Raw genomic sequence first — 23,471 nt, 5'->3', positions numbered from 1 at the left:
CGACCGCGCCACCCGGAGGAGCAGCGACATGACCACTGTGGACGACATCAGCCGGCCGTCCCGGGTCGCCGGGCCGGACGAGGCGATCAGTGCCGAGGAACTCCAGCTCGCCGCGCGCAACCACGGCATCCCCCTCGAGGCCCTGCGTTACGACGTGACCCCGGCCGGCCTGCACTATCTGCTCATCCACTACGACATCCCGGACCTGGACCCGGCGACGCACGTGCTGACCGTGGACGGGGCGGTGGAGCGGCCGCTGCGCCTGGACCTCGCCGCCCTCCGGGAACTGCCCCGGGTCACCCACCGCGTGGCGCTGGAGTGCGCCGGCAACGGGCGGGCGCTGCTGCACCCGCGCCCGGTCAGCCAGCCGTGGCTGGTGGAGGCGGTGGGCAACGCCGAGTGGACGGGCACCCCCCTGGCGCCGTTGCTGCGCGCGGCCGGGCTGCCCGCCGACGCGGTGGACGTGGTCTTCACCGGCGCCGACCACAGGGTGGAACGCGGCATCGAGCAGGACTACCAGCGGGCCCTGCCGGTCGCGGACGCGCTGCGCGACGAGGTGCTGCTCGCGTACGAGATGAACGGCGCTCCGCTGCTGCCACAGCACGGCGCCCCGCTGCGGCTGATCGTGCCGGGCTGGTACGGGATGGCGCACGTGAAGTGGCTGCGGAACGTCCGGGTGTGCACCGAACCGTTCGACGGCTACCAGAACGCGGTGGCGTACCGGCTGCGCCGGGACGCCGACGACCCGGGTGTGCCGGTGCCCCGGATCGAGCCCCGCGCCCTGGTGCGCCCGCCGGGGTTCCCGGACTTCATGTCGCCTACCCGGGTGCTACGGCCGGGGCCGTGCACGGTGGACGGCCGGGCCTGGTCCGGTCACGCGCCGGTCACCGCCGTGGAGGTGACCTTCGACGGCGGCGCGACCTGGGTGCCGGCGAGGCTGGCGGAGCCGGCCGGGGGTGAGTGGGCCTGGCGGCGGTGGCACGTCGAATGGCACCCGACGCCGGGGCGGCACGTGCTCGGGGCGCGGGCAACCGACGCCTCGGGGCGAACCCAGCCGGTCGAGCAGCCGTGGAACCGGGGTGGCTTCGCCAACAACCTGGTGCAGCGGGTCGAGGTGGTGGTGCTGGCGGAGTGATCCGCCACCGGCGGCCGGGGCGCGGAGCCGTCCCGGCGCCGGGATCGAATCAGCCGCCGAATCCGGAATCTGCGGGAAGCGAGATGTCGGGCTTTTCGAGCTCTTCGACGTTGACGTCCTTGAAGGTCATGACCCGGACATTCTTCACGAAGCGCGCGGGGCGGTACATGTCCCACACCCAGGCGTCGTGCATCTCGACCTCGAAGTAGACCTCGCCGTCCGAGTTACGGACGTGCAGGTCGACCTGGTTCGCCAGGTAGAACCGGCGCTCGGTCTCCACCACGTAGGAGAACTGGCGGACAATGTCGCGGTACTCCCGGTAGAGCTGCAGCTCCATCTCGGTCTCGTACTTCTCGAGATCTTCCGCGCTCATCGCACTCCGCCTTCCATGACCACATCTTCCCCCACCGGCGCCGGGGGTCGCGGCTGCTCGCCCAACGCCACGCCGACGGTACCCCCTGACGCGCCGGAGCGCTCCATCGGCTCGTCCGGGCCGCCGGGCGGCACCTCATCCTCGTCACCCGGCGCAAGCCCGTCCGGGACCCCGAGCGGAAGCTCGCCCGGCACGGACGCGGGACCGCCCGCATCCGGGCCGCCGCCGAGGACCGGCCGGCGGGCGCGCGGGGGCGCGCCGTCCCGCCCGGAGACGGCGGCCACGTTGACGTACGAGAAGCGGTGCTCCCGGCACGGCCCGAGCTCCCGCAGCGCCGCGGTGTGCTCGGGGGTGATGTAGCCCTTGTGCTCGGCGAAGCCGTAGCCCGGGTACCGCTCGTCCAGCTCCACCATGATCCGGTCCCGGGTGACCTTGGCCAGCACGCTGGCCGCCGCCACGCAGGCGGCCACCCGGTCCCCCTTCCAGACCGCCAGGCCCGGCACGTCCAGCCCGTCGACACCGAAGCCGTCGGTCAGCACGTACTCCGGGCGGGTGGTCAGCGAGGCCAGCGCCCGGCGCATGGCGGCCAGGTTGCACACGTGCAGCCCGCGCGCGTCGACCTCCTCGGCGGGGATGACCACCACCGCGTACGCCAGGGCCCGCGCCACCACCTCGTCGTAGATCCGCTCCCGGCTGGCCGGGGTGAGCAGCTTCGAGTCGGCCAGCCCCTCGATCTCGCCGCGCCGCCCCTCGGGCAGCACCGCCGCGGCGGCCACGAGCGGGCCGGCGCAGGCGCCCCGGCCGGCCTCGTCCGCCCCGGCCACGTGCCGGAAGCCGCGCCGTTGCAGGGCCCGTTCGAGGGCGTACAGCCCGCCGTCGCGGCGCACCACGGTGCGCGGCGGCGTCAGCACGCGGCACCGCCGTCGGTCGCCGACGCCGTGCGGGGGCCGAGCACCCGGGCCAGGCGGTCCGGCAGGTCCGGCGGGTAGTACCGCTCGGTGGTCGCGGCCAGCTCGTCGGCCGACCACCAGCGGTGCCCGTGCACGCTGGCCCGCTCCACCTCGTCGAACCCCGTCGTGTCGACCTCCCAGGACGCCACCCGGACCAGGAAGAACTCCTGCTCCTGGCGGTACCAGACGCCGTCGAACGGGAACTCGACCGTCTCGGACCACACCGGCGCGCCCAGCTCGGTCGGGGCGAGCCGCAGCCCGGTCTCCTCGGCCAGCTCCCGGGCCGCGCCCTCGGCCGGGGTCTCCCCGGCGTCGAGCCCGCCGCCCGGGGTGAACCAGTAGCCGTGGTCGGGGCGGCCCGGATCGGTGCCGGCGAAGAGCAGCACCCGGTCGGACGCGTCAACGAGCAGCACCCGGGCCGCGCGACGAGGGGTGTAGACGGTCACCGCCCAAGCCTGCCAGACGCCTCCGACGAACGCCCACGCCCTCCCGGGTCAGGGATTCGGGATGCCGTCGAACTGCTTCGGCACGGTGAGCCAGGTCGCCCGGCTGACCGGCCAGAAGATCGTGAAGGCCCGGCCGACCACCTGGTCCTCGGGGATGGTGGCCTCGTTGATGTCCTCGCCGGACTGCTGCCAGTGCTCCAGCGAGTCGCCGGAGGCCTCCCGGTGGTCACCCATCACCCAGAGCCGGCCCTTCGGCACGGTGATGTCGAAGTCCTGGTCCGCCGGCTTGTTGCCCGGGTAGATGAACGGCTCGTCGATCGGCTTGCCGTTGATGACCAGCCGCTCCTGGCCGCCGGTGCGATCGCAGCAGACCACGTGGTCGCCCCCGACGCCGATCACCCGCTTGATGAAGTCCTCGCCCTCCGGGTTGCCGCTCCAGTCGGTCGGCGCCTTGAAGACGATCACCTCGCCGCGGTGCGGCGAGCGGAAGTCGTAGACCAGCTTGTTGACCAGCACCCGATCGTCGATCTTGAGAGTGTTCTCCATGGACGGGGACGGGATGAAGAAGGTCTGCAGCACGAAGGCACGTACCAGCACTGCGACCAGGATCGCCACGCCCAGGAGAATGGGCAGTTCCTTCCAGAAGGAGCTGCGTGGCTTTTCGGTCTGCTCGTCAATCACGGGAGGAGCCTACGTCCCCGGGCGCGGCGCAGTCGCCCCGAACGCGCGAGAACGGAAGCCGCGGCCGTGACCGGGAGGATCAGCACCACACCGCCCACCGGATCCGGATCGACCGGCACGGGCCGGGCCGGCGCCGCGTTGGGTGACGGCAGGTCCGCGAAGGTCTCCGGTACGGGCAGGGTGGTCCACCGCTGCTGCGGCCACACGATCATGAAGGCCCGGCCGATCACGTTGTCGATCGGCACCGGACCCTGGCAGCGGGCGTCCTGCGAGACCAGCCGGTGGTCGCCCATCACGAAGATCTGCCCCGGAGGTACGACCACCTCGGTGAACTGCCGGGAGCGGCACTCCTTCGGGTTCGGCGGCAGCTCGACCGGCGAGTCCTCGGAGACGTACGCCGACTCGTCCAGCGGCACGCCGTTGACCACGACCCGGCCGTTGTCGCAGCACCAGACCTTGTCCCCGGGGACGCCGATCACCCGCTTGATGAAGTCCTTCTCCCCGGGCCGGCTGACCCCGACCAGGTCGCCGAAGGTGCGCCCGACCCTGCCGGCGAAGTTGGTCGGCGGCGCCGGGGCCTCCTGGGCGACCCACTTGTCGGTGCCGCGGAAGACCACCACCTCGCCGCGTACCGGGTCGCGGACGTCGTAGACGACCTTGTTGACCAGCACCCGGTCGCCGATGAGCAGGGTGTTCTCCATCGACCCGGAGGGGATGAAGAAGGCCTGGAGCAGGAAGGTGCGGATGAGCACCGCCAGGCAGAAGGCGACGATCAGGAGCAGCGGCAGCTCCTGCCAGAGAGGCATCTGGCGGCGGGTGCGCCGGGCCCGCCGGCGCCACGGGTCGACGGTGCCGTCCTCGTCAAGCATCTGCACCATGCCACTCTCCGGTTCGCGGAAACGACACTACCGCCCGGGAGCCTCGGCGTGAGGCCCCACGGGCGGTAGTGGACCGCTGTGCCACCGCGTCGAGCGACTGCGGTGCGCCGCCCTGCTGCGCCCGTACGACCAGAGTAATGGGAACTGGTCGATACGACATCCGCGCAGGTCAGGCGGCGTGGCGAGGAAAAATTCAGCTCGCCGGCTGCTTCTCGCGCAGCTCCTTGATCTTGGCCTTCTTGCCGCGCAGCTCGCGCAGGTAGTAGAGCTTGGCGCGACGCACGTCACCGCGGGTCACGACCTCGATCCGGTCGATCGCCGGGCTGTTGAGCGGGTAGGTCCGCTCCACGCCCACACCGAAGCTGACCTTGCGGACCGAGAAGGTCTCGCGCAGACCGTCACCCTGGCGGCGGATGACGACGCCCTGGAAGATCTGGACCCGGGACCGGTTGCCCTCGACGACCCGCGCGTGCACCTTGACGGTGTCACCGGCACGGAAGTCGGGCAGGTCGGCGCGCTTCGACTGGGCGTCAAGGGCGTCCAGGATGTTCATCGCTGCGTCCTCGTGAGGCTCACGGCGCATCGTCAGTCGATGCGCGGATGGGTGATTCTGACCCCCGGGTGGTGGCCGACCGATGCCGACCCCCGGCGGGGATCCACACAGCCGACCCCGGTCGAGGGTCCTCGCAGCCGGCCACGGCGTGGTCGGATGCGGCAACCCCTCTACTTTGCCACATCCCCCGACGGCGGCTGAAATCCACCCCGGTCCAACGCCGCCCGGTCCCGCTTGTCCAGGCTCTCCGGGGGCAGCGCGGCGAGCATGTCGGGGCGGCGGGCCGCCGTCCGTAGCAGCGCCTCGTCGCGCCGCCAGCGGGCGATCTTCCCGTGGTCGCCGGAGCGGAGCACCTCCGGCACCTCGTGCCCGCGCCAGGTCGCCGGCTTGGTGTACATGGGCGCTTCCAGCAGCCCGTGGGCGTGCGACTCCTCCTCCAGCGACCCGGCGTTGCCGAGCACCCCGGGCAGCAGCCGGGTGACCGCCTCCAGGATCACCAGCACGGCCACCTCGCCGCCGAAGAGCACGTAGTCACCGAGGGAGACCTCGGTCACCCGCATCCGGGTCGCCGCGTGGTCGAGCACCCGCTGGTCGATGCCCTCGTACCGGCCGCAGGCGAAGAGCAGGTGCGACTCGGCCGCCAGCTCGTGGGCCATGGCCTGGGTGAATCGCACCCCGGCCGGCGAGGGGACCAGCAGCCGGGGCAGGGTGGGCCCGTCCGGGCCGAGCTCCTCGGGGGCCAGGGCGTCCAGCGCCTCGCCCCACGGCTCGGGCCGCATCACCATGCCGGGACCGCCGCCGTAGGGCGTGTCGTCGACCGTGCGGTGCACGTCGTGGGTCCAGGTCCGCAGATCGTGTACGGCCAGCCGCAGCGTGCCGGTCGCGCGGGCCTTGCCGATCAGCGACAGGTCCAGCGGGGCGAAGTACTCGGGGAAGATCGACACGATGTCGACGCGCATGAAGGATGGCTCCCGTCAGAGGTCGAGCAGCCCGCCGGGCAGCTCCACCACCACGCGCCCGCCCGGGACATCGACCTCGGGCACGATCGCCTTCACGAACGGGATCAACGCGGTCCGTCCCTCGGGGCGGCGCAGCACCAGCAGGTCCGACGCGGGGGCGTGATCGATCCTGGCCACCTCGCCCAGGTGCTCGCCGGCCGGGGTGACCACGGCGAGGCCGACCAGCTGGTGGTCGTGCCACTCCTCCGGGTCCGCCGGCGGCGCGACGTCACCGCTGTCCACGCCGACCAGCGTGCCGCGCAGCGCCTCGGCGACGTTGCGGTCCAGCACGCCCTCGAAGGCGACCAGCAGCCGCCCCTGGTGCCAGCGCGCGGACTCGACGGTCAACTCCTCGGGCACCCGGTAGGCGCCGGGCTCCGGGGGCGCGACCGCCCCCGGCTCGGTGCGCAACACCGACCCGGGGGCGAAACGTGCTTCGGGCTCATCGGTCCGCACCTCGACGGTGACCTCACCGCGGATGCCGTGCGGCTTACCGATCCGGCCGACGATGAGAAGCATCAGTACGAGTCGACGATGTCGACGCGCACCCCGCGCCCACCGATGGAGCCGATCACCTGGCGCAGCGCCTTGGCGGTCCGGCCGGACCGCCCGATCACCGTGCCGAGGTCCTCCGGGTGCACGCGGACCTCGAGCCGCTTGCCCCGACGGGAGTCGACCATCCGCACCCGGACGTCGTCCGGGTGGTCGACGATCCCCTTGACCAGGTGCTCCAGGGCGGGACGCAGCGCCATGTCAGGCCTGCTCGCCGGACTCGGCACCGGTCTGCTCCTCGGCCTGCGCCGGAGCCTCGGCGGCCGGGGCCTCGGCCTTGGCGGCCTTCTTGGCCGGCTTGGCCGGGGTCTCCGCCAGGCCGGCGGCGGCCTTCGCCTCGGCCTCGTACGCCGCCTGGCGATCGGCCCGCTCGGGGGCGACCTTCAGCGGCGGCGGGGCCGGCAGGCCCTTGAACTTCTGCCAGTCACCGGTCTTCTCCAGCAGACGCTGCACGGCCTCGCTCGGCTGGGCGCCGACGGACAGCCAGTACTGCACCCGCTCCGACTTGACCTCGATCACCGAAGGGTCCTCCTTCGGCTGGTACACACCGACGAACTCGATCGCGCGACCGTCACGCTTGGTGCGCGAGTCGGCGACGACGATGCGGTACTGCGGGTTGCGGATCTTGCCCATCCGCAGGAGCCGGATCTTTACGGCCACAGTTGTTTCGCTCCTGTTGCGATCTCACCGGCCCGGTACGGGCGGTGTGCGGGTGAGCGCCGACCGGCACAGTGGGGTTGGGCCGGAGACTGCTCGGTGGACTGGCGACGTGCCCGGGTTAGAGGGCGCCGGACGCGCGCCGGATACCAGCGAACCATTCTGCCAGATCCGGCCCGGATCTCTCACACCGGACCCGGACACGTCACCCAGGCCGGGCACGAGGTGACGTACGCCACGGCTCAGCGGACCGGCGGACGATCCCAGCCTGGCGGCAGTTCATCCGGTACGTCCCATTCGGCGGGCGGGGCGAAGTCGCACCAGGTGCCGTCGAACGGGAACGCACCGGCCTCGGCGAGCCGGATCACCCGCTCCCCCTCGGCCCGGACCGCCTTCTCGTCGGCCACCCAGTAGTGCTCCGGGAAGGCGAGGCGCTCCACGAACTCCTCCTCGTCCTTCCACTCCCAGCTCAGGTCCGGGTGCACCACCACGTCCAGGTCCTGGTCCACCATGTCGACCCCGGCCACCGCGCCGTCGTCCCAGCGGACTCCGGGCTCCTCCAGGTTGACGTACCAGTTCTTGAACCTGCCCCGGTCGTCCCGGAACCACCAGACCGAGTGGGCGGCGCCGGTGGGCAGGAACTTCAGCACCGGCGGCCCGTTCCAGCGGCCCTGGGCCAGCCGGTAGGACGAGGTGATCCACTCGGCGAACGGCATGGCGCGCATGCCCAGCCCCGCCGCGGTCACCTCGTGCGCCACCGGCGCGCCCCGGGCGATCCACAGCAGCAGCCCACGGTCGTCGTCGAGGACGACGCGGGCCGACCGGACCCAACCGATCCGGCCGTGCCGCACGTTGCGGTGCATGATCAGCCGACCCGGCGCGAACCGGTCGACGGGACCGCCCGGGCGCACCTCAGTAGGCGCGGGCGAGGATGGCGACCAGGTCCGGCTCGTCCTCGGAGTCCGGCACCGAGCCGTCGGCCCGGAGCAGGCACCGGACGGTGACGCCCTGCCCGTTCGCCTCGGCCTCGCCCTCGACGCCGACCGCCGACCACGGCACCTTGGCCCAGCCGGTGGCCGCCGCCTCGATCGCCTCGGCCAGGGTGGCCACGTCCTGCGTGCGGGACTCACGGTTGGCGAGCGCCTGGTCGTGCAGCGCCTGCTGGTCCGCCTCGAGCGCGGCGAGGACCGCGCCGACCACGTCGGCCACCGGCGTGGCGGCCTTCGAGCCGTCCGTACGCCGGACCACCACCGCGTTGCCGGCGGCCAGGTCACGGGGGCCGACCTCGACGCGGACCGGGTAGCCGCGCAGCTCGGCGTCGACGGCGCGGCGGCCGAACGCGGTGTCGGTCCGGTCGTCCAGCGCCACCCGGACGCCGGCGTCGCGCAGCGCGTCGCGGAGCTTGGCCGCCGCCTCGCCGACCCCCTCGCCGTCCTTGACGATCATCACGTACGCCTGGACCGGCGCCAGCTTCGGCGGCACCCGCAGGCCGTTGTCGTCGCCGTGGCACATGATCAGGCCGCCGAGCATCCGGGTCGAGGTGCCCCAGGAGGTGGTCCAGGCGTGCTCCCGGCCGCCCTCGGCGGAGGAGAAGCTGATGTCGAACGCCTTGGCGAAGTTCTGGCCCAGCTCGTGGCTGGTGCCCATCTGCAGCGCCTTGCCGTCACCCATCATGCCTTCACAGGTGTACGTGGCGGTGGCTCCGGCGAAGCGCTCCCGGGCGGTCTTCAGGCCGACCACCACCGGAATGCCGAGCACGTTGACCATCAGGTCCTCGTACGCCTCGTGCAGGATCCGCCGGGCGTAGGCGCGGGCGTCCTCGCGGGTGGCGTGCGCGGTGTGCCCCTCCTGCCAGAGGAACTCGCTGGTGCGCAGGAAGATCCGGGGGCGCAGCTCCCAGCGGACCACGTTGGCCCACTGGTTGAGCAGCAGCGGCAGGTCCCGGTACGAGTCGATCCACTTGGCCATGAACTCGCCGATCACCGTCTCGCTGGTGGGGCGCACCACCACCGGCTCGGCGAGCTGCTTGCCGCCACCGTGGGTGACCACGGCCAGCTCCGGCGAGAAGCCCTCGACGTGCTCGGCCTCGCGCTTGAGGTAGCTCTCCGGGATGAAGAGCGGGAAGTACGCGTTCTCCGCGCCGGCCGCCTTGATCCGGGCGTCCATCTCGGCCTGCATCCGCTCCCAGATGGCGTAGCCGGCCGGTCGGATGACCATGGTGCCCCGCACCGGGCCGTTGTCGGCCAGCTTCGCCTTGGCGATCAGGTCCTGGTACCAGCGGGGGAAGTCCTCCGCACGGGGAGTGAGCACGCGTGCCATGACCGCACATCCTATGCGCCGCCCGCGCCCCCGCTGCGCTCGGGCGCGCCCGTGCCGCACGGCGCCGGACGGCAGGGCGATCGGTCGCCGCCCGGTGCGGCCCGACGGCCGTAGACTTCCGGCACCATGGACGAACCCCGGGACCTGGCCCGCCGACGGTTGCGGGACACGATCGTGGACGCCGCCCGCGCGCAGACCGTGGCCTCCGGCTGGGACGGCGTACGGATGGGCGGGGTGGCGACCGCCGCCGGGGTGAGCCGGCAGACCGTCTACAACGAGTTCGGCAGCAAGGCCGGCCTGGCCGAGGCGCTGGCCCGCCGGGAGGTGGACCGGTTCGTCGGCGAGGTCCGGTCGGCGCTCGACGCGCACGGCGCCGACGTGCGCGCCGGGGCGTACGCGGCGATCCGGCACACCCTGGCCGCGGCGGCGGACAACCCGCTGATCAAGGCGATCCTGACCAGCGCCCGGGGCGGCTCCGACGAACTGCTGCCCTACCTGACCACCCGGGCCGGGCTGGTGCTCGCCGAGTCCACGGCCGCGCTGCTGGAGTGGGCCGGGCGGTACCTGCCCGAGGCCGACCCGGCGGCCCTTTCCTTCGCCGCCGACACCATCGTCCGCCTGGTGGTGAGCCACATCGTGCTCCCCCAGGCCCCCGTCGACGACACCGCCGAGCAACTCGCCGACCTCGCCGTCCACCTCTTCCTCACCGCCACCACCCCACCCCAAGATCCGCGCTGATTCACGGAAAGAGTGCCTTCTCCGCGCTGGATGACCACCATTTCCGTGAATCAGCGCCTTCCACGGGCGGGGGCGGCGGCGGGTGGGTGGGTGGGTGGGTGGGTGGGTCAGCGGAGGATGCGGCCGCGGAGGACGATGCGGGACGGGGTGCGGACCACGCGCAGGTCGCGGCGGGGGTCCTCGGGGTAGACGACGAGGTCGGCGAGGCCGCCCTCGACCAGGCCGGGGAAGCCCAGCCACTCCCGGGCCCGCCAGGAGGCGGCGGCGAGCACGTCCTCGGTGGACATGCCGGCCCGTTCGTGCAGCAGCAGCATCTCCTCGGCGGCCAGCCCGTGGTCGATGCCCCCGCCCGCGTCGGTGCCGACGTAGATCGGCACGCCGGCCTCGTACGCCGACCGGACCACCTCGGGGAAGTGGTCGCGCAGGGCCAGCATGTGGTCGGCGTACCCGGGGAACCTGGCGCGGGCCTGGTCGGCGATGCCGCCGAAGGTCTGGATGTTGATCATCGTGGGCACCAGGGCGGTGCCCTGCCGGGCCATCAGGTCGATCAGGTCGAGGCTGAGCCCGGTGCCGTGCTCGACCGAGTCCACCCCGGCCCGGACCATGATCTCCACCGCCGACTCGCTGAAGGTGTGCACGGCGGCGCGGGCCCCGGCGGCGTGCGCGGCGGTCACGGCGGCCGTCATGGTGTCCGCGTCCCAGGCCGGCGCCAGGTCGCCCACCCCCCGGTCGATCCAGTCGCCGACCAGTTTGACCCAGCCGTTGCCGGCCGCGGCCTGCGCGGCCACCGTGGCGGCGACCTCGGCGGCGCCGACCTCCACCCCGATGTCGCGCAGGTAGCGCTTGGGCGGGGCGACGTGCCGGCCGGCGCGGGCCAGTCGTGGCAGGTCCGGGTCGTCGTCGAGTTCGGGGTACGGGTACGGGGAGCCGGCGTCCCGGATGGCCAGCACCCCGGCGTCCCGGTCGGTGCGGGCCAGCTCGCGGGCCTGGTCGAGCGAGGTGATCGGGGCCCCGCCCCGGGCGATGCCGATGTGGCAGTGGGCGTCGGTCAGGCCGGGCAGCACGAAGCCGCCGTCGGCGACGGTCTCCGCGCCGGGCACCGGTTCGAAGGTGACCCGGTCCTCGACCAGCCAGATGTCCCGGACCTCGTCATCGGGCAGGAGCACACCGCGCACATGCAGAGCCATGTGCACAGTCCTACCCGATCACTCGCGGCCCCGCGCCGGGAGCCCCGCCCTGCTCGTCGGGCGCGGGCACATCAGGGACCGTCCGGAGCCGCCCGGCGAACGACGACGGCCCCGCCACCGGCAGCGGTGGCGGGGCCGTACGGTACGCGGTCAGCGGGGGCGGTTGTCGCCCTTGCCGAGCTTGTTGAAGTCGATCTTCGGGAGCTTGAAGCCGGGCGGCAGGCCCTGGCCGCCGGCCAGGTCGCCCGGGTCCAGCCCCGGCGGAAGCTGCGGCATGCCGCCCGGGAAGCCGCCCGGCACGCCGGCGCCGGTACGCGGCCGGCCGCCACCCTTGGTGCCCTTGCGCTTGTTCTTCGGCGACTTGGTCGCCTTGCGCCGTCCACCGCCGGGCAGCCCCATCATGCCGCCCATCTGCTTCATCATCTTCTGCGCGTCGGCGAAGCGGTTGAGCAGCTGGTTGACGTCCATCACGGTGACGCCCGAACCGTTGGCGATGCGGGCCCGCCGGGAGCCGTTGATGATCTTCGGGTTGGTGCGCTCGGTCGGGGTCATCGACCGGATGATCGCGGTGACCCGGTCGAAGTGCTTGTCGTCCAGCTCGGCGAGCTGGTCCTTCATCTGCCCCATGCCGGGCATCATGGCCAGCACGTTGGCGATCGGGCCCATCCGCCGGACCGCGATGAGCTGGTCGAGGAAGTCCTCCAGGGTGAAGGTCTCGCCGCCCATCAGCTTGGCGGTCATCTTCTCCTTCTGATCGGCGTCGAAGGCCGCCTCGGCCTGCTCGATCAGAGTGAGGACGTCGCCCATGCCGAGGATCCGGCTGGCCATCCGGTCGGGGTGGAAGACGTCGAAGTCCTCCAGCTTCTCACCGGTGGAGGCGAAGAGGATCGGCTGCCCGGTGACCTCCCGGACCGACAGCGCGGCACCACCGCGGGCGTCGCCGTCGAGCTTGGAGAGGACCACGCCGGTGATGCCGACGCCGTCCCGGAACGCCTCGGCGGTGCGGACCGCGTCCTGACCCACCATCGCGTCGATGACGAAGATGACCTCGTCGGGCTGGACGGCGTCGCGGATGTCCGCGGCCTGCTGCATCATCTCGGCGTCGATACCGAGCCGACCGGCGGTGTCGACGATCACGATGTCCCGGCCGACCCGCTTGGCGTGCTCGATCGAGTCCCGTGCCACCTGGACCGGGTCGCCGACGCCGTTGCCGGGCGCCGGGGCGTACACCTCGACGCCGGCCCGGCCACCGAGCACCTGGAGCTGCCCGACGGCGTTCGGGCGCTGGAGGTCGGCGGCGACCAGCATCGGCTGGTGCCCCTGGGCCTTGAGCCAGCGGGCCAGCTTGCCGGCGAGGGTGGTCTTACCGGAACCCTGGAGACCGGCCAGCATGATCACGGTGGGCGGGTGCTTGGCGTACTGGAGCCGCCGCCCCTCGCCACCGAGGACGTTGATCAGCTCCTCGTTGACGATCTTGATGATCTGCTGGGCCGGGTTGAGCGCCTGGGAGACCTCTGCGCTGCGGGCCCGCTCCTTGACGTTCGCGATGAAGCCCTTGACCACCGGCAGGGCGACGTCGGCCTCCAGCAGCGCCATGCGGATCTCGCGCGCGGTGGCGTCGATGTCGGCGTCGGTGAGCCGACCCTTGCCGCGGAGCTTGGTGAAGATCCCGGAGAGGCGGTCACTCAAGGTGTCAAACACACGAACATCCCGTTTGTCGTTTTCGGCGGGCACGATCGGCCGGCACGCACACGGCCGGCTACCCGCAAGGGTAACGGTCCCGCTCTCGCGCTGCTTCCCACCGGCCCGACCCCCGCCGCGAGATCACCGATGGTCAGCGGCATTCCCCGGCAGCGCCGCCCGGCCGGACGGTCAGGACGCCACCAGGCCCGACTGGTACGCGAAGACGACCAGTTGCGCGCGGTCCCGGGCGCCCAGCTTGACCATCGCCCGGCTGACGTGGGTACGCGCCGTGGCCGGGCTCACCACCAGCCGCTCGGCGATCTCGGCGTTGCTCAGCCCCTCGCCGACCAGCCCGACCACCTCCCGTTCCCGGTCGGTGAGGGTGGCGAGCCGGGGATGCGGCCGGGGCACCCGGGCCGGCCGGGTGGCGAACTCCCGGACCACCCGCCGGGTCACCGAGGGCGACAGCAGCGCCTCCCCCTCGGCGACCAGCCGGATCGCCCGCAGCAGCTCGGCCGGGCGGGTGTCCTTGGTCAGGAAGCCGCTGGCGCCGTGCCGGAGCGCGTCGAAGACGTACTCGTCCAGCTCGAAGGTGGTCAGCACGACAACCCGGGTGGCGCTCAGCTGCGGGTCGGCGACGATCCGCCGGGTCGCCTCGATGCCGTCCACGCCGGGCATCCGGACGTCCATCAGCACCACGTCGGGGCGTTCCCGGCGGGCCAACTCGACGGCGTGCAGCCCGTCGGCCGCCTCCCCCACCACCGCGAGGTCGTCCTCGCTCTCCACCAGGGCACGCAGCCCGATCCGGACCAGGTCCTGGTCGTCCGCGAGCAGCACCCGGATCATGTGACCTCCTCGGCGGCGAGCCTCATGGAACACGCTCCAGCGGCAGTGTGGCGGACACGCGGAAACCGCCGCCCGGGACGGGGCCGGCGGCGAACGACCCGCCCAGCGCGGTGACCCGCTCCCGCATGCCGGCCAGGCCGAAGCCGCCGGTCCGGGCGGGACCGGCGGCGGCCCCGCGGCCGGTGTCGGTGACCTCGACGGTGACCTCGGCGGGCGCGTACCGGATCCGGACGGTGGCGGTGGCCGGGCCGGCGTGGCGCAGCACGTTGGTCAGCGCCTCCTGCGCCACCCGGTACGCGGCCAGGTCCACCGCCACCGGGAGCGCGCGCGGTTCCCCGTCCACCTCGACGGTGACCGGGACCCCGGCGCCGGCCAGCCGCTCGCGCAGCTGCGGGAGCTGGGCGAGCCCGGGGGCGGGGGCCCGTTCGTCGGCCGCCTCGTCCCGGCGTACCACGGTCAGCGTGACCCGCAGCTCGTCCAGGGCCTCCTTGCTGGTGCGGCTGATCGCGGTGAGCGCCGCCTCGGCCTGCTCCGGCTTGCGGGCGAGCAGGTGCAGGGCGATCTCGGCCTGCATGTGGATGGCGGCGAGGCCGTGCCCGACCACGTCGTGCACCTCCCGGGCGACCCGCAGCCGCTCCGCGTCGGCCAGCCGGCGGGCCTCGTCGACCCGGGTGCGCGCCGCGTTCTCCCGGACCAGCCGGACGGTGGTGCCGATCGCGAACGGCACCACCACCCACGCGGCCGCCGGCATCAGGCCGAGCAGGCCGGGCGAGCGCGTGCCGACGAGCACGTGTGCCAGCACCGCCACCAGCGCGGCACCCCCGGCCACCGCCGCGGTCCGCACCGGCCGGTACGCGGCGACCGTGTAGACCGCGACCAGGAAGGAGAGCAGGATCGGCCCGTACGGGTAGCCGAGCACCAGGTACGCGGTGACCGCCGCGGTGACCACCGCCAGGGTGGCCGGCGGCCAGCGCCGGCGCACCGCGAGGGCCAGCGCGGCGACCGCGACCAGCGGGTACGTGGCCCGGCCGGTCGGCACCCCCTCGTTGAGCCCGGCCGGCGCGGTGCCGACCAGCCCGATCGCGAGCAGCGCCAGGGCGAGGGCGGCGTCGAGGGCGACGCCGCTCCACCCGGTCCGGTCCCGCGCCACGCGTGCCTCCCCCACCCGGCTCAGCCGATGTCCCGCCGCCGCAGCAGCGCCGCGCCGACCGCCGCGAACACGATCAGGTACGCCGCGACGACCACCGCCGCCTGCCCGCCGCCGACGGTCGACGCGACGCCGGGGGTGTCCCCGGGCGCGCCGAGCGCGGCGGCCAGCGACCCGGCGTTCGGGCCGGGCAGCCCCTTCTGCACCTGTGCCACCCAGTCGAGCAGGGGCGCGGCGATCGCGGCGAGCAGGTTCTGCACCGCGAGCATCCACACCAGGCCCAGCCCGACCGGCAGGGCCACCGCACGGAGGGCGACGGCGAGCACGGCTCCGAGCATCGCCCACATCGTCGCGATGAGCCACCCCGCCCCGATGCCGGTGAGCAGGTTGCCCAGGGCGGGCCAGTGCACCGGCTGGGACTCGGCGGCCGCGATGAGCACGCTGGCGACCGCCCCGACCCCGAAGATGGCGAGCACCACGGCCAGCGCGGCGGCGGCGAGGGCGAGCAGCTTCCCGGCGTACACCTCCAGCCGGGACGGGCCCTGGGTGAGCACGGTCTTCCAGGTGGCCCAGCCGTACTCACCGCCGACGGTGAGCACGCCGAGGATCAGCACGATCGAACCGAGGAAGACGGGCAGCCCGCCGAGCGAGTTCCCGACCAGGTGGTCGGGGAGGAGCATGGGCAGGGTCCGGTCGTCGTTCGGCCCGTCGGTGCCGCCGGCGATGCTGGCGTACGGGAACAAATAGGTGAAGATCAGCGCGAGGGCCACCGCGATGGCCAGCAGCAGCCAGCTGGCCGGCCGGCGGACCAGCTTGATCGTCTCGGCGCGGAAGCTACGCGACATCGGCCGTTCCCTTCTCGATGAGGTCGAAGAAGACCTGTTCCAGGTCCCGTTCCCGGGGGCGCAGCTCACGGACGGCGACCCCGGCGCCGACGAGTTCGGCGTTGAGCCAGGCGGCCCGGTCGGGCGTCACCGCCAGCTCCAGCCCGCCGTCGACCACCCGGACGCGGTCCGCGCCGACCAGCTCCCGGGTCCGCGCCGCGGCCTCGTCCAGCGGGTCGGCGAGCACCCGCAGTCCGGCCGTGCCGCGCAGCTCGGCGACGGTCCCCTCGGCGATCAGCCGCCCCCGGGAGATCACCCCGACCCGGTCGCAGATCTGCTCGACCTCGCCGAGCAGGTGGCTGGAGACCAGCACGGTGCACCCGCCCGCGCCGAGCCGGCGGATCAGCGTGCGCATGTCCGCCATGCCGGCCGGGTCGAGGCCGTTGGTCGGCTCGTCCAGGATCAGCAGGCGCGGGTCCTTCAGCAGGGCGGCGGCGACCCCGAGCCGCTGCTTCATGCCCAACGAGTAGCCGGCGTACCGGTCGCCGGCCCGGTCGGTGAGATCCACCAGGTCGAGCACCAGCGCCACCCGGTCGGCGCCGACCCCGGCGTAGCGGGCCAGCACCCGCAGGTTGTCCCGACCGGAGAGGTACGGGTAGAAGGCCGGCCCCTCGATCAACGCGCCGACGCCGGTCAGCCGGCCGGCGCCGGGCGGGCGGCCGAGCAGCCGGACCGTGCCGCCGGTGGGACGGACCAGCCCGAGCAGCATGCGCAGGGTGGTGGTCTTCCCGGCGCCGTTCGGGCCGAGGAAGCCGTACACCTCCCCGGCCCGGACGGTGAGGTTGAGGTCCTGCACGGCGGTCAGCCCGCCGTACCGTTTCGTGAGCCCTTCGGTCTGCACTGGCAGGTTCATGCTCCGAGGGTCCCGCCGGGCACGGGTTCGCACGTCGGCCCGGCAGCGGCTCCCCGGCTACGTCACCGGACGTAGCCGGCTCAGACGGCGGCCAGCACGGCGGCCTCCATGCGGTCGCGATCCGCGGCGGGGGGCCAGCCGCCGACCAGGTAGAAGGCGTCCACCACGTCGCCGCCGAGGGTGGAGATCCGGGCCGCCCGGACCTGCGCGCCGGCCTCGTCGAGGGCGCAGGCGACCCGGTACAGCAGCCCGGCCGCGTCGGCGGCGCGCAGTTCCAGCAGCACCGCGTCGGTGGCCGCCTCCCGGTGCCAGACCACCCGGGGCGCGGCACCCTGGCCGCGGGCGGCGAGCGCCCGGCCGCGCAGCCGCTGGGTGACCGAGACGTCGCCGGTGACCGCGCGGCGCAGGTCGGCGGTGAGCGCGATCGGGTCGGGCGCCAGCCCGTAGCGGGGCTGCACCCGGCACTCGACCAGGGCCCGGCCGTCGACGGTGGAGGCGTCCGCGGAGACCACCTCCAGCCGGTGCAGGGCCAGGCAGCCGGCGACCGTCGCGAGCAGGCCCCGCCGATCGGCGGCGGCCACCGACACCCGGTCCTCTCCCACGTGTACGACCGGCAGCGGCCCCGTGACCAGCGCCGGGTCGGGGGCCGGCGGGGCGGGCAGCTCGCCGGTGTCCAGCGCGGTCCGCACCCGGGCGACCAGTTCGGCGACCAGCCGCCCCTTCCAGTCCGACCAGGCGGCCGGCCCGGTGGCGGCGGCGTCGGCCCGGACCAGGGCGTGCAGCAGCTCCAGGGTGGTGGTGTCGACGACCTGCTCGGCCACTGCGGCGACGGTCTTCGGGTCGGACAGGTCACGCCGGGTGGCCACGTCCGGCAGCAGCAGGTGTAGCCGGACCAGGGTGCCGATCAGCGTCGCCTCGGCCGCCGGCAGCCCGATCCGGGCGGCCACCGCCGCCGCGAGCGGCGCGCCGACGCTGCTGTGATCCCCGGGGAGTCCCTTGCCGATGTCGTGCAGGAGGGCGCCGAGCAGCAGCAGGTCCGGCCGGTCCACCTCTCGGGTGTGCCGGCTGGCCTCGTACGCGGTCTGCACCAGGTGCCGGTCGAGGGTGAACCGGTGCACCGGGTTGTGCTGGGGCAGGCTGCGCAGCCGGGTCCACTCGGGCAGCCAGCCGTCGATCAGGCCGTACCGGTCGCAGGTCTCCCAGGCGGGCACCAGGCCGGGACCGGCGCCGAGGAGGGTGATCAGCGCGGCCCGGGCGGGCGGCGGCCAGGGCGCGGGCAGCGGCGGGCAGTACGCGGCCAGCCACTCGCAGGTGGCCCGGGCGATGGGCAGCCGGGTGGTGGCCGCGGCGGCGGCGACCCGCAGCGACAGGCTCGGGTCGGGGCGGGCGCCGATGGCGGTGCGGGCGAGCACCAGCTCGCCGTCGTGTTCCACGACGTCCCGGGCGACCGGGCGGCGCAGCGGCCGGCCGTCACCGCCGCGGCGGCGGCCCGAGCGGAGCCGGTCGGCGGCCCGCCACGCGTCGTCGAGGGCGTGGCTGACGGTCCGGGCGTCCCCGGCGACCCGGCGCAGCAGCGCGTCCCCGTCACCGGTCTCGTCGCCGACATCGGACGCGCGCAGCCCGAGCAGCGCGGCGACGCCGTCGCGTTCCTGGGCGACGAGCCGGTCGACCCGGCGGCCGACCTGCTGGTGCAGGGCGTCCCGGGTGTCCAGCAGCCGCCGGTGGGCGGCGTGCACGGCGGGACGGAGCGCGTCGGTGACCCCGGCGGTGGCGATGGCCCGCAGGATGCCGACGTCCCGCAGGCCGCCGGCGGCCTCCTTGAGGTCCCCTTCGAGCAGGAAGGCCAGTTCGCCGTGGGTCTCCCAGCGGGCGGCCGTGATCTCCCGCAGCCTCGGCAGCTGCCGGACGGCGGTGCGCCGCCAATGGTCGGTGGCGGTGTGACTGAGCTGGTCGGCCAGGGCCCGGTCGCCGGCCACGTGGCGGGCGTCGAGCAGGCCGAGGGCCACCTTGACGTCGTCCTGGGCGACGGAGAGCGCCTCGGCGACGGTACGCACGGAGTGGTCCAGCCGCAGCCCGGCGTCCCAGATCGGATACCAGAGCGAGGCGGCAAGTTCGTCGATGCCGGGCACCCCGGCGTGCAGCAGCACCAGGTCGAGGTCCCCGTACGGCGCGCACTGCCGGCGGCCGAGCCCGCCGACGGCGACCAGGGCGATCCCGTCCCGGGGCGGGAAGATCGACCGGAGCCAGGCGTCGAGCGCGTCGGCCCGGCGGGCCCGGGCCTCGGCGCCGATCCCCCCGGGGACGCCGACGACCTCGTTGACCACGAGCGCGTCGTCCCCGGCGGGGCCGGGCGTCGTGGTCAACGAGGTCACGTCGGTCGGGTCCGGCGTCAGAGGGCGTCGAGGCCGCGCTCGCCGGTGCGGACCCGGACGACCTCCTCGACGCCGGTCACCCAGACCTTGCCGTCGCCGATCTTGCCGGTACGGGCGGCGCCCACGATGGCGTCGACGATCTTCTCGACGTCGATCTCGTCGGTGAGCACCTCGACCCGGATCTTGGGCAGGAACTCGACCGTGTACTCGGCACCCCGGTAGACCTCGGTGTGCCCCTTCTGCCGGCCGTAGCCCTGGACCTCGCTGACGGTCAGGCCGGCCACGCCGAGGGCGTGCAGGGCCTCCTTCACCGCGTCCAGCTGGTACGGCTTGATGACCGCGGTCACCAGCTTCATGTCCAACCCCTCCATCTCTGGAACGTTAACCGGCGACCTTCTCGCTGACCGACTCGGCGGGCTCGTCCGCCCCCGCGGCCGGTTCCGGGGCCGGCTTGGCGGCGCCGATCCCGGCCATCGCGAACGCGCCGCTGCTGCTGCCCGTGGTGGGCGACAGGTCGTACGCGCTCTCCGCGTGCTCGGCCACGTCGATGCCGGCGACCTCGTCCTCGGCGTCGGAGCGGAGCCCGATCAGGGCCTTGACGGCCAGAGCGATCAGCGCGGCCACCCCGAAGGAGTAGACCGAGACGATGCCGCTGCCCAGCGCCTGGCGGCCGAGCTGGGTGAGGCCACCACCGTAGAACAGGCCCTCGCTGCCACCCAGGCCCTCGATCGCCGAGTTGACCTGGAGGGTGGCGAACAGGCCGATGGAGAGCGAGCCGATCCAGCCGGCGACGAAGTGCACGCCGACCACGTCGAGCGAGTCGTCGAAGCCCAGCCGGTACTTCAGGCTGACCGCGACCGCGCAGACCGCGCCGGCCACCAGGCCGAGCAGCACCGACGGGATGGGGGCGATGAAGCCGCAGGCGGGGGTGATGGCGACCAGGCCGGCGACCGCGCCGGACGAGGCGCCGACCAGGGTCGGCTTGCCGCTGCGCAGCCACTCCACGATGGCCCAGCCGACCAGGCCGGCGGCGGTGGCGACCTGGGTGTTGACGAAGGCGACGGCGGTGGTGCTGTCCACGGTCAGCTCGGACCCGGCGTTGAAGCCGAACCAGCCGAACCAGAGCAGGCCGGCGCCGAGGGCGACCAGCGGCACGTTGTGCGGCTTGAAGCTCTCCTTGGGCCAGCCGATGCGCTTGCCGAGGACCAGCGCGAGGCCGAGACCGGCGGCACCGGCGTTGATGTGGACCGCGGTACCACCGGCGAAGTCCAGCGCCTTGATCTTGGCACCGATGAAGCCGCCACCCCAGACCCAGTGCGCGACCGGCACGTAGACCAGGGTGAACCAGGCGAAGGCGAAGAGCAGCCAACCGGAGAACTTCAACCGGTCGGACACCGCGCCGCTGATCAGGGCCACCGTGATGATGGCGAACATCATCTGGAAGACCATGAAGACGTACGTCGGGATGCCGGTGCCCGCGCCGAGGAAGAGCCACTCCTCACCGATGAACTTGGTCTCGGTCCCGAGGTACTGGGTGAAGCTGCCGATCACGTTGTTGAGCCCGGCGCTGTCGTTGGTGCCGAACGCCAGGGTGAAGCCGTAGATGACCCAAAGAACGGAGATGAGCCCGATGGCGCTGAAGCTCATCATCATCATGTTGAGTACGCCCTTGGACCGGTTCAGGCCACCGTAGAACAGGGCGAGACCCGGCGTCATGAGCAGCACGAGCGCAGACGACAGGAGCAACCAGGCGGTGTTGCCGGTGTTGATCTCCACGCTGCCTCCTCTCGGTGTGGATGTCCTCCCTCCGACTGAGTCATGGCAGCGTCGCCCGTCAGCCGGTTGCGCGGAAGCTTGCTCGGCGGCTGTTTCCTTCACCGACACCGCTCGATTTCCGACACGTGACGGGTTGTTTCCGGCGTGTGAAGTACGCCGATCATGCGGGAGGAAAACGGAAAGAGTGGCCGTTCCGACGAGGAACCGGCCACTCTTCCACCCCGATGGGCGGGTCAGCGGAGCGCGTACTCCAGGGCGTGCCGCTCGTAGTCGAGCAGCCGCAGGTCACGCATCGGCCGCCGGAGGTGGCCCTTGTGCACGATCCGGACGAACGCCGGCTCGCCGGCCGCGGCCATCCGGCGGATGCCCTCGACGTGGTCGACGATCCGCTTGCGGATGGTCCGGATCAGCCGGTGCCGGTCGCGCGGGATGAGCCCGTACGCGTCGGCGAAGAGCCGCAGCCGGCGCGGCCGGTCGGGGCGCTTCCAGCCAAGGGTGATGGAGTCCCGGTCGGAGAAGATCGGCACCCAGGTCCAGGCCGCGTACGCCACGTCGTAGATCCGGGCGCCGGGCGAGGCCAGGTCGAAGTCGATCAGCCCGAGGGTGCCGTCCGGCCGCCAGATCACGTTGTGCGGGGCGGCGTCGTGGTGGCAGATCACCTCGGTGTCCGGCGGGGGCGGGCCGAACGAGCGCCAGACCGCCCCCGGCGGCGGGGTGAAGCCGTACTGGGCGTCGTGGAACATCCGCAGCATGGTCGCCACGGTGACCAGCGCCTCGTCGGTGACCCAGTGCGGGGCCAGTGGGTACTCCCCGCACTCCCCCTCCAGGTACGACAGCACCTCCCGGTTCCGCTCGTCCATGCCGAGGGCGCGGGGGGCGCCGGTGAAGCCGACGTACTCCAGGTGGCGCAGCAGGGCGTGCACGGACGGGGTCCAGGGACCGGCGTTGCGCCGGACGGTGTCCCCGACCCGGACCACGGTGCTCACGTTCCCGCCGTGCAGCGGGATCTCCTGCGAAGTCACGTACGGTCTCCCGAGGCGTGGCGCCAGGTGGTGGCTGGGGTCGCGCCACTGCGGGTAGGCGCGATCGTCAGTCGTCACGTCGAGGCTACGCGTCCCGGGCGAGCGGCTCGGTGCCGAGCAACGCGTCGACGAACTGCGCCGGGTCGAACGGGGCCAGGTCGTCCGGGCCCTCGCCCAGGCCGACCAGCTTGACCGGGATGCCGAGCTTGCGCTGCACGGCGATCACGATGCCGCCCTTGGCGGTGCCGTCGAGCTTGGTCAGCGCCACGCCGGTCACGTTGACCACCTCGGTGAAGACCCGGGCCTGCTCCAACCCGTTCTGGCCGGTCGTGGCGTCCAGGATCAGCAGGGTCTCGTCGATCGGGCCGTGCTTCTCCACCACCCGCTTGACCTTGCCCAGCTCGTCCATGAGGCCGACCTTGTTCTGCAGGCGGCCGGCGGTGTCGACCAGCACGGTGTCGACCCTGGTGTCGATGCCCCGCTTGACCGCGTCGAAGGCGACGCTGGCCGGGTCGGCGGCCTCGGGCCCGCGGACGGTCTCCGCGCCGACCCGGCCGCCCCAGGTCTCCAGCTGGTCGGCGGCGGCAGCCCGGAAGGTGTCGGCCGCGCCGAGCAGCACGGTCCGCCCGTCGGCGATCAGCACCCGGGCGATCTTGCCGCAGGTGGTGGTCTTACCGGCGCCGTTGACCCCGACGACCAGCACCACGGCCGGCACGCCCTCCTTCGGGGCGGTCCGCAGCGACCGGTCCAGGGTCGGGTCGAGGGCGTTGACCAGCTCGGCGGCGAGCAGCGCGCGCAGCTCACCCGCGGTACGGGTGCCGAGCACCCGGGTCCGCTCGCGGAGCCGGTCGACGATCTCCCGGGTGGCGTCGATGCCGACGTCGGCGGTGATCAGGCTGTCCTCGATCTCCTCCCAGGTGTCCTCGTCCAGCCGGTCCCGGCTGAGCAGGCCGAGCAGGCCCTTGCCGAAGACGTTCTGCGAGCGGGACAGCCGGGAGCGCAGCCGGACCAGCCGGCCGGCGGTCGGCTCGGGGACCTCGATGGTGGGCAGCGGCGGCGCCTCGACCACCGGCGGCGGCTCGACCAGGACGCCGGTGGACAGGTCGGCCTCCGGGGCCTCGACCGGCGGACCGGCCAGGTCCTCCTCGGCCCGGGTCTCGACCTCCGTCTTCGGCAGCGGCGGCTCGGGGCGCCGGCGCAGCCGGGGCACCACGAGGCTGAGGCCGCCGATGATCAGCACGCCGAGCAGGGCGAGTACGACGAGGAGGTATTCCTTCATGCCCGAAATCCTGTCAGATGGCGGCGACGGCGTCCCACTCACCGCCTCGGCACGCGAACAAGCTGCGGGTACGCTCGCGGCTGGTAGGCGTGCCGCAACCGCCGGCCGGGTAGGGGAAGATTGAACGATCTTCGTCGGAGGT

The 23,471-nt window shown here is 73.3% G+C and carries 25 protein-coding genes; 2 read left to right on the top strand and 23 right to left on the bottom strand.

Going from position 1 to position 23,471, the window contains the following annotated elements:
- Nucleotides 1–28 precede the first annotated feature (28 nt).
- The gene (locus ACGFI9_RS12790; RefSeq protein ID WP_393178113.1) at nucleotides 29–1,135 is read left to right on the top strand and encodes a sulfite oxidase; all 1,107 of its coding nucleotides are present in this window, start codon (nucleotides 29–31) and stop codon (nucleotides 1,133–1,135) included.
- A 49-nt stretch (nucleotides 1,136–1,184) separates the two neighbouring features.
- Here ACGFI9_RS12790 and ACGFI9_RS12785 read toward each other — a convergent pair whose 3' ends face one another.
- The 12 genes from ACGFI9_RS12785 to proS all read right to left on the bottom strand — a co-directional run bounded on the left by ACGFI9_RS12785 (nucleotide 1,185) and on the right by proS (nucleotide 9,542).
- The gene (locus ACGFI9_RS12785; protein ID WP_007075222.1) at nucleotides 1,185–1,508 is read right to left on the bottom strand and encodes a DUF2469 domain-containing protein; all 324 of its coding nucleotides are present in this window, start codon (nucleotides 1,506–1,508) and stop codon (nucleotides 1,185–1,187) included.
- The gene (locus tag ACGFI9_RS12780; RefSeq protein ID WP_393178112.1) at nucleotides 1,505–2,419 is read right to left on the bottom strand and encodes a ribonuclease HII; all 915 of its coding nucleotides are present in this window, start codon (nucleotides 2,417–2,419) and stop codon (nucleotides 1,505–1,507) included. Before ACGFI9_RS12780 ends, ACGFI9_RS12785 begins: the two co-directional genes overlap by 4 nt.
- Nucleotides 2,413–2,904, bottom strand: a complete 492-nt coding sequence (locus tag ACGFI9_RS12775) for an NUDIX hydrolase (protein ID WP_393178111.1) — start codon at nucleotides 2,902–2,904, stop codon at nucleotides 2,413–2,415. Before ACGFI9_RS12775 ends, ACGFI9_RS12780 begins: the two co-directional genes overlap by 7 nt.
- A 48-nt stretch (nucleotides 2,905–2,952) precedes the next feature.
- The gene (gene lepB, locus ACGFI9_RS12770) at nucleotides 2,953–3,585 is read right to left on the bottom strand and encodes a signal peptidase I (RefSeq protein ID WP_393178110.1); all 633 of its coding nucleotides are present in this window, start codon (nucleotides 3,583–3,585) and stop codon (nucleotides 2,953–2,955) included.
- Complete coding sequence (gene lepB / locus ACGFI9_RS12765) at nucleotides 3,582–4,463, bottom strand: signal peptidase I (protein WP_393178109.1); 882 nt, start codon at nucleotides 4,461–4,463, stop codon at nucleotides 3,582–3,584. The genes lepB (ACGFI9_RS12770) and lepB (ACGFI9_RS12765) overlap by 4 nt, the downstream gene beginning before the upstream one ends.
- A 193-nt stretch (nucleotides 4,464–4,656) precedes the next feature.
- A complete protein-coding gene (gene rplS / locus ACGFI9_RS12760; protein WP_393178108.1) occupies nucleotides 4,657–5,016 on the bottom strand; it encodes a 50S ribosomal protein L19 in 360 nt (119 codons plus the stop codon).
- 170 nt (nucleotides 5,017–5,186) lie between these two features.
- The gene (gene trmD / locus ACGFI9_RS12755; RefSeq protein ID WP_393178107.1) at nucleotides 5,187–5,975 is read right to left on the bottom strand and encodes a tRNA (guanosine(37)-N1)-methyltransferase TrmD; all 789 of its coding nucleotides are present in this window, start codon (nucleotides 5,973–5,975) and stop codon (nucleotides 5,187–5,189) included.
- Nucleotides 5,976–5,990: 15 nt separating this feature from the next.
- Nucleotides 5,991–6,533 (bottom strand): ribosome maturation factor RimM, encoded by a 543-nt coding sequence (gene rimM / locus ACGFI9_RS12750; protein ID WP_393178106.1) that lies wholly within the window; start codon nucleotides 6,531–6,533, stop codon nucleotides 5,991–5,993.
- Nucleotides 6,533–6,793, bottom strand: coding sequence for an RNA-binding protein (locus tag ACGFI9_RS12745; protein WP_030500803.1), 261 nt, complete (start codon nucleotides 6,791–6,793; stop codon nucleotides 6,533–6,535). The genes rimM and ACGFI9_RS12745 overlap by 1 nt, the downstream gene beginning before the upstream one ends.
- The gene (gene rpsP / locus ACGFI9_RS12740) at nucleotides 6,768–7,226 is read right to left on the bottom strand and encodes a 30S ribosomal protein S16 (protein WP_393178105.1); all 459 of its coding nucleotides are present in this window, start codon (nucleotides 7,224–7,226) and stop codon (nucleotides 6,768–6,770) included. The genes ACGFI9_RS12745 and rpsP overlap by 26 nt, the downstream gene beginning before the upstream one ends.
- A 239-nt stretch (nucleotides 7,227–7,465) precedes the next feature.
- Nucleotides 7,466–8,086, bottom strand: a complete 621-nt coding sequence (locus tag ACGFI9_RS12735; protein ID WP_393178104.1) for a DUF402 domain-containing protein — start codon at nucleotides 8,084–8,086, stop codon at nucleotides 7,466–7,468.
- A 49-nt stretch (nucleotides 8,087–8,135) separates the two neighbouring features.
- Nucleotides 8,136–9,542 (bottom strand): proline--tRNA ligase, encoded by a 1,407-nt coding sequence (gene proS / locus ACGFI9_RS12730; RefSeq protein WP_393178103.1) that lies wholly within the window; start codon nucleotides 9,540–9,542, stop codon nucleotides 8,136–8,138.
- 126 nt (nucleotides 9,543–9,668) lie between these two features.
- Between proS and ACGFI9_RS12725 the strand changes: the two genes are divergently transcribed.
- Nucleotides 9,669–10,280: a TetR family transcriptional regulator gene (locus ACGFI9_RS12725; RefSeq protein ID WP_393178102.1), complete on the top strand. Its 612-nt coding sequence runs from the start codon at nucleotides 9,669–9,671 to the stop codon at nucleotides 10,278–10,280.
- A gap of 107 nt (nucleotides 10,281–10,387) precedes the next feature.
- Here ACGFI9_RS12725 and ACGFI9_RS12720 read toward each other — a convergent pair whose 3' ends face one another.
- The 11 genes from ACGFI9_RS12720 to ftsY all read right to left on the bottom strand — a co-directional run bounded on the left by ACGFI9_RS12720 (nucleotide 10,388) and on the right by ftsY (nucleotide 23,329).
- Entirely contained in the window at nucleotides 10,388–11,467 is a 1,080-nt protein-coding gene (locus ACGFI9_RS12720) for an amidohydrolase family protein (RefSeq protein WP_393178101.1), read from the bottom strand.
- A 150-nt stretch (nucleotides 11,468–11,617) separates the two neighbouring features.
- A complete protein-coding gene (ffh, locus tag ACGFI9_RS12715) occupies nucleotides 11,618–13,168 on the bottom strand; it encodes a signal recognition particle protein (protein ID WP_393178100.1) in 1,551 nt (516 codons plus the stop codon).
- A gap of 171 nt (nucleotides 13,169–13,339) precedes the next feature.
- Nucleotides 13,340–13,996 (bottom strand): response regulator, encoded by a 657-nt coding sequence (locus ACGFI9_RS12710; RefSeq protein ID WP_393178099.1) that lies wholly within the window; start codon nucleotides 13,994–13,996, stop codon nucleotides 13,340–13,342.
- A gap of 22 nt (nucleotides 13,997–14,018) precedes the next feature.
- Complete coding sequence (locus ACGFI9_RS12705; protein WP_393178098.1) at nucleotides 14,019–15,146, bottom strand: sensor histidine kinase; 1,128 nt, start codon at nucleotides 15,144–15,146, stop codon at nucleotides 14,019–14,021.
- A gap of 20 nt (nucleotides 15,147–15,166) precedes the next feature.
- Nucleotides 15,167–15,988 carry an ABC transporter permease gene (locus tag ACGFI9_RS12700; RefSeq protein WP_393178097.1) on the bottom strand — a complete coding sequence of 274 codons (822 nt, stop codon included), beginning with the start codon at nucleotides 15,986–15,988 and terminating at the stop codon, nucleotides 15,167–15,169.
- Nucleotides 15,978–16,880: an ABC transporter ATP-binding protein gene (locus ACGFI9_RS12695; protein WP_393178096.1), complete on the bottom strand. Its 903-nt coding sequence runs from the start codon at nucleotides 16,878–16,880 to the stop codon at nucleotides 15,978–15,980. The genes ACGFI9_RS12700 and ACGFI9_RS12695 overlap by 11 nt, the downstream gene beginning before the upstream one ends.
- A gap of 80 nt (nucleotides 16,881–16,960) precedes the next feature.
- The gene (locus tag ACGFI9_RS12690) at nucleotides 16,961–19,252 is read right to left on the bottom strand and encodes a [protein-PII] uridylyltransferase (RefSeq protein ID WP_393178095.1); all 2,292 of its coding nucleotides are present in this window, start codon (nucleotides 19,250–19,252) and stop codon (nucleotides 16,961–16,963) included.
- Between the two features lie 17 nt (nucleotides 19,253–19,269).
- Nucleotides 19,270–19,608: a P-II family nitrogen regulator gene (locus tag ACGFI9_RS12685; RefSeq protein WP_007456507.1), complete on the bottom strand. Its 339-nt coding sequence runs from the start codon at nucleotides 19,606–19,608 to the stop codon at nucleotides 19,270–19,272.
- Nucleotides 19,609–19,633: 25 nt separating this feature from the next.
- Entirely contained in the window at nucleotides 19,634–21,028 is a 1,395-nt protein-coding gene (locus ACGFI9_RS12680) for an ammonium transporter (protein WP_393178094.1), read from the bottom strand.
- 233 nt (nucleotides 21,029–21,261) lie between these two features.
- A complete protein-coding gene (locus ACGFI9_RS12675) occupies nucleotides 21,262–22,128 on the bottom strand; it encodes an aminoglycoside phosphotransferase family protein (RefSeq protein ID WP_393178093.1) in 867 nt (288 codons plus the stop codon).
- A 7-nt stretch (nucleotides 22,129–22,135) separates the two neighbouring features.
- The gene (ftsY, locus tag ACGFI9_RS12670; RefSeq protein ID WP_393178092.1) at nucleotides 22,136–23,329 is read right to left on the bottom strand and encodes a signal recognition particle-docking protein FtsY; all 1,194 of its coding nucleotides are present in this window, start codon (nucleotides 23,327–23,329) and stop codon (nucleotides 22,136–22,138) included.
- Nucleotides 23,330–23,471 lie beyond the last annotated feature (142 nt).

This window comes from Micromonospora sp. NPDC048930 (assembly GCF_043197935.1).
Taxonomy (GTDB): Bacteria; Actinomycetota; Actinomycetes; order Mycobacteriales; family Micromonosporaceae; genus Micromonospora.
Note: the sequence above shows the minus strand (reverse complement) of the source record. Positions and strands in the feature narration are given on the sequence as shown.

Coding starts and splice junctions, on each gene's coding strand:
- ACGFI9_RS12790 (WP_393178113.1), top strand. CDS start 29: ATGACCACTGTGGACGACATCAGCCGGCCGTCCCGGGTCGCCGGGCCG.
- ACGFI9_RS12785 (WP_007075222.1), bottom strand. CDS start 1,508: ATGAGCGCGGAAGATCTCGAGAAGTACGAGACCGAGATGGAGCTGCAG.
- lepB (WP_393178109.1), bottom strand. CDS start 4,463: ATGGTGCAGATGCTTGACGAGGACGGCACCGTCGACCCGTGGCGCCGG.
- rplS (WP_393178108.1), bottom strand. CDS start 5,016: ATGAACATCCTGGACGCCCTTGACGCCCAGTCGAAGCGCGCCGACCTG.
- trmD (WP_393178107.1), bottom strand. CDS start 5,975: ATGCGCGTCGACATCGTGTCGATCTTCCCCGAGTACTTCGCCCCGCTG.
- rimM (WP_393178106.1), bottom strand. CDS start 6,533: ATGCTTCTCATCGTCGGCCGGATCGGTAAGCCGCACGGCATCCGCGGT.
- ACGFI9_RS12735 (WP_393178104.1), bottom strand. CDS start 8,086: ATGCACCGCAACGTGCGGCACGGCCGGATCGGTTGGGTCCGGTCGGCC.
- proS (WP_393178103.1), bottom strand. CDS start 9,542: ATGGCACGCGTGCTCACTCCCCGTGCGGAGGACTTCCCCCGCTGGTAC.
- ACGFI9_RS12725 (WP_393178102.1), top strand. CDS start 9,669: ATGGACGAACCCCGGGACCTGGCCCGCCGACGGTTGCGGGACACGATC.
- ACGFI9_RS12720 (WP_393178101.1), bottom strand. CDS start 11,467: ATGGCTCTGCATGTGCGCGGTGTGCTCCTGCCCGATGACGAGGTCCGG.
- ACGFI9_RS12710 (WP_393178099.1), bottom strand. CDS start 13,996: ATGATCCGGGTGCTGCTCGCGGACGACCAGGACCTGGTCCGGATCGGG.
- ACGFI9_RS12700 (WP_393178097.1), bottom strand. CDS start 15,988: ATGTCGCGTAGCTTCCGCGCCGAGACGATCAAGCTGGTCCGCCGGCCG.
- ACGFI9_RS12695 (WP_393178096.1), bottom strand. CDS start 16,880: ATGAACCTGCCAGTGCAGACCGAAGGGCTCACGAAACGGTACGGCGGG.
- ACGFI9_RS12685 (WP_007456507.1), bottom strand. CDS start 19,608: ATGAAGCTGGTGACCGCGGTCATCAAGCCGTACCAGCTGGACGCGGTG.
- ftsY (WP_393178092.1), bottom strand. CDS start 23,329: ATGAAGGAATACCTCCTCGTCGTACTCGCCCTGCTCGGCGTGCTGATC.